This is a genomic window from Pseudomonas meliae (assembly GCF_001400515.1).
GTDB classification, from domain to species: domain Bacteria; phylum Pseudomonadota; class Gammaproteobacteria; order Pseudomonadales; family Pseudomonadaceae; genus Aquipseudomonas; species Aquipseudomonas amygdali.
The window spans coordinates 1-3825 of record NZ_LJQT01000034.1 but is presented as its reverse complement, the minus strand read 5'-3'; the positions used below and the strand labels follow the sequence as shown (position 1 = coordinate 3825).

At 58.9% G+C, this 3825-nt stretch carries 5 protein-coding genes; 4 read left to right on the top strand and 1 reads right to left on the bottom strand.

What is annotated here, in order from left to right; all coding sequences use genetic code 11:
- From ALO64_RS26080 to ALO64_RS01645, 4 genes are all read left to right on the top strand, one after another.
- A partial coding sequence (locus ALO64_RS26080; protein ID WP_235804968.1) for a TOBE domain-containing protein occupies positions 1 to 384 on the top strand: 384 nt, incomplete at its 5' end.
- Between the two features lie 6 nt (positions 385 to 390).
- Positions 391 to 1152: a glycerophosphoryl diester phosphodiesterase gene (locus ALO64_RS01655; RefSeq protein WP_002555451.1), complete on the top strand. Its 762-nt coding sequence runs from the start codon at positions 391 to 393 to the stop codon at positions 1150 to 1152.
- Complete coding sequence (locus ALO64_RS01650) at positions 1149 to 1892, top strand: inositol monophosphatase family protein (protein WP_044345262.1); 744 nt, start codon at positions 1149 to 1151, stop codon at positions 1890 to 1892. The genes ALO64_RS01655 and ALO64_RS01650 overlap by 4 nt, the downstream gene beginning before the upstream one ends.
- Positions 1892 to 3004: an endo-1,4-beta-xylanase gene (locus ALO64_RS01645; RefSeq protein WP_044345261.1), complete on the top strand. Its 1113-nt coding sequence runs from the start codon at positions 1892 to 1894 to the stop codon at positions 3002 to 3004. The genes ALO64_RS01650 and ALO64_RS01645 overlap by 1 nt, the downstream gene beginning before the upstream one ends.
- A gap of 522 nt (positions 3005 to 3526) precedes the next feature.
- Here the strand turns inward: ALO64_RS01645 and ALO64_RS01640 are convergent.
- Positions 3527 to 3825 (bottom strand): helix-turn-helix domain-containing protein (locus tag ALO64_RS01640; RefSeq protein WP_235804967.1); only part of this gene is annotated, 299 nt, incomplete at its 5' end.

Sequence of the window (3825 nt, the reverse complement as noted above, 5' to 3'; positions counted from 1 at the left end):
TTCATCGGCACCCCGCCCATGAACCTGCTGCCTGTGCACTGCCTGGACGACAATGTTCTGATACTGGCCGATGGACAACGCCTGCCCATCAAACTCGGCATTGCCAGCAACCGGACAGGCAAATGGCTGATTGGCCTGCGCCCCGAGACCGTCGTGCTCGGCCAGACAGGCGTCACCGCCACCGTGGAGTCCTCCGAAAATCTCGGCAGCCACAGCCTGCTGTATTGCCAGTTGGCCGGAACACGCTGTGTTGTCAGTCTCGCCGAACGGCAGCATCTGATGCCCGGCACCCAGATTCGACTCACCATCCATCCCGCGCCCTTGCTGTTCGATATCGAGAGTGGCCAACGCCAGCTCGTTTCCTTCTCCCAAACCACCAAGTGACCCGCCATGCTCAAACCTGCGCCCCTCGTCCGCTCGTCCCTGATTGCCCATCGTGGTGCCAAGGCTTACGTGCCGGAAAATACCCTGCTGGCCCTGGAGAAAGCCGCCGAGTGCGGCGCCGAGTGGGTCGAGATCGACGTGAAGCTGACCCGCGATGGCCAGCCTGTCGTGATTCACGACGATTTGCTGGACCGCACCACCAACGGGCGCGGCGCTGTCGTGCTTCACGAACTTGAGGCCATCCGCAAACTGGACGCAGGCAGCTGGTTCGCGCCTGAATTCGCGGGCCTGCAGATCCCGACCTTCGAAGAGATCGTGGCCTGCGCGCTGCGCCTCAATCTGGGTTTGCAAGTCGAACTCAAACCGACCATTGGCGACGATATCGAGACGGCGGAAGTGGTGATGCCAATCCTCAAAAGCCTGTGGCCCGCCGACAATGATCGGTTGTTCGTCTCCAGCTTTTCGGTGCGCTCGCTAACTGCCGCCCGCCGCTTGTGGAACGACGTACCACTGGCCATCGCCTCGGTGGTCGCGCCTGCTGACCCGGTCGCTTTACTGGCCGAATATGACTGCCGAATACTTCACGTACTTGACGACATGCTCGATGACCATCACCTTGTTCGCCTGAAAAGCAGCGGCGTCGAATTCGCCGTGGCTACCATCAACAGCCCGAAACGCGCGCGTTACCTGCTGGAACACGGCGCGCAGTCGATTCTCAGTGATTACCCGGACCTGTTGAACCTGCCGAACGGAGGCTGTCTGCAATGAACAACCGACTCAGCGTCACCATGCACGCCGTAGAACAGGCCACCGGCCTGGCCATGGCGTATTTCAACGACCGCCACACCCTCGACATCACCACCAAAAGCGCACAAGACCTCGTCTCCCGCGCCGACTTCGAAGTGGAGCAACTGCTACGTGCAGAACTGAGCAAACACTTCCCCGACGATACAATCCTGGGCGAAGAAATGGGCGGCGAATTCATCACCGACGGCTGGGTTATCGACCCTATCGACGGCACCGGCAATTACCTGCGCGGCACCCCATTGTGGGGAATCGCGGTGGCGTACATGTCGGCAGGTGAACCCGAAATCGGCGTCGTCGCCTACCCGGCATTGGGCTACACCCTCGCAGCCCGCACCGGCGAGGGCTTGCTGCGCAACGGCGTCCCTTTTGTCCGCCCTCAACCACCCGAGCACCTGCGCATCGCCGGCGTCGGCGAAAACACCCGATGGGACGCCGAAGAGATGGGCAAACTGCACCTGAGCCTGCGCCGACAGGGCTGGGGCCTGGCAGGCTATCGCTGCGCAACCATCGGCCTGGCGTTCGCCGCGTTGGGGCAAACGGATGGGTACATGGAGAAATTCACCAGCCTGTGGGACATCGCAGCAGGCGCAGTGATTTGTCGAGAAGCTGGATTGCTGTGCACGATTGAAGGCGAGCAGAAGCAAGGGTCAATGACTGTGATGGTCGGGCGTGAGGAGTTGATGGAGATTTTTGGTGCGTAATGCGCCGGGCTAATCGACGCAGTTTTCTGACTGCGTTTGTCCGCCTGCTGACGTGCCTGCCCTTCGTCAACAGCAGGCTGCTGGCGGCAGAAACCTTTCCCGCATTGCGCCAGCCTGCAGCCGAGAAAGGTATCCGGTTCGGCTTTGCGGTTGATCCGGCAAAGCTGAATGACGATGCGGCCTATCGGCAACTGGTCGCCCGTCAGGCCAGCATCGTAGTGCCAGAAAACGCCTTGAAGTGGCAGACCGTCCACCCCGAACCAGAGCGTTACAACTTCGCACCCGCCGACGCAATCGCGGGGTTTGCGAAAGCGCACGAACAGCGTATGCGCGGCCACACTTTCTGCTGGCATCGCTCTTTACCCGACTGGGTTCACCAAACCGTCACCCCGACGAACGCCGAAGCGGTGCTGACGGCGCACATCAGTACCGTCGCCAGCCATTATCGCGGTCTCATCAGCGCATGGGACGTCGTCAACGAAGCCATCCAGCTGGAGGACGGCCAGCCTGACGGGCTGCGCAATTCATTCTGGTATCAGATGCTCGGGCCTCGCTATCTGGACATAGCCTTCAAGGCTGCGCACAAGGCCGACCCGGACGCCCTGCTCTGCTACAACGATTACGGCCTGGAAAAGGATACCCATTACGGCGAAAGCAAACGCACTGCCGTGCTCGCCCTGCTGCGCGGGCTCAAGCAGCGCGGCATTCCGATACACGGCTTGGGCATTCAGTCCCATCTGCGTACAGGCGACACATTTGGTCCGGGCCTGTCACGCTTTATTCTGGCAGTGCGTGATATGGGGTTGTCGATCCACATCACGGAACTCGACGTCGACGACAGCCACTTGAAGGGGTCCATCGCAGAACGCGATGGATTAATTGCAGCGACTTATAAGCGGTATCTCGACGTGGTGCTTGCCACGCGCTCGGTATCTACCGTTGTTACGTGGGGTGTTTGGGACAGCCCGCATGTTGCAGGCGCCACGGCCAGCAACGGGCCGTTGGCACAACGGGCATTGGCGTTTGGCCCGCGAGGTGAGGTGAAGCCGGCGAGTTGGGTGATCGCGCATTGTTTCGAAGACGCGCAAATGCAGAAGGATGCGCGGATTTAGGTGCTCAGCGGCTTCACGGCAGTAGTACAGCCGGAGTGGTTCAGCGCTTTCTGACGCCTGAAAACGACGAAACCCCCGAAATTCGGGGGTCTCAAGTCTAAACTTTACAAAAAAGTCTAAGGTATGCGCTAGAAAGGTAGTTCACATAAGACTGGAAGCGCAGGAACAACAACCTCTGAATGGCCCCTACTATACTAGCCATCGCCCACTGAGCACAACAAAGCGAGATGGAAATGTAAAGAACTGGTGCATTGCGTACGTCTTGATTCAGGAAAATCACTGCGATTCAAAACGACGTAAAGGCTACCTTTACAAACTGATATTGTCCGACTGCTGCCTTCGTGGCGTTAGCTCGAAGGCGCTGAGCCCAGCTTGGACCTTCGGCCACATTGTAGTCGTCAACTGATCCAGAAAGCTGCGCTAAGTTTTCCCCACGCGACCGCTGGCGCAAAGCCCGCATTTTAGCGATCAGCGATCCCGGAATACAAAAAATGAGATACCCACGCGACAGGGACAGCCGAACTATTTGGATGCCTGGGTTGACGAGCTAACCTCTGCCCGTATGCGTGCCAATAAAGAGTCGAGGCCCCCGTCATCGCCCTTGATCTGATAAGCAGCCGTCAGGACGCTTAAAGGATGAACCCCCATGACCGACGCCAGCCCTTCGAGCTTTTCCAAAGTGGGGCATTTGAGACCGCGCTCAAGGGTGCTCAGATACGTCCGACTGCTGATGCTTGAAAAGTCCTCTTGGGTCAGCCTCTTGGAAGTTCGCAGCAGCTTAAGTGCCTGACCAAACGCCTGCTTTAGGAGGGTGTAGACAA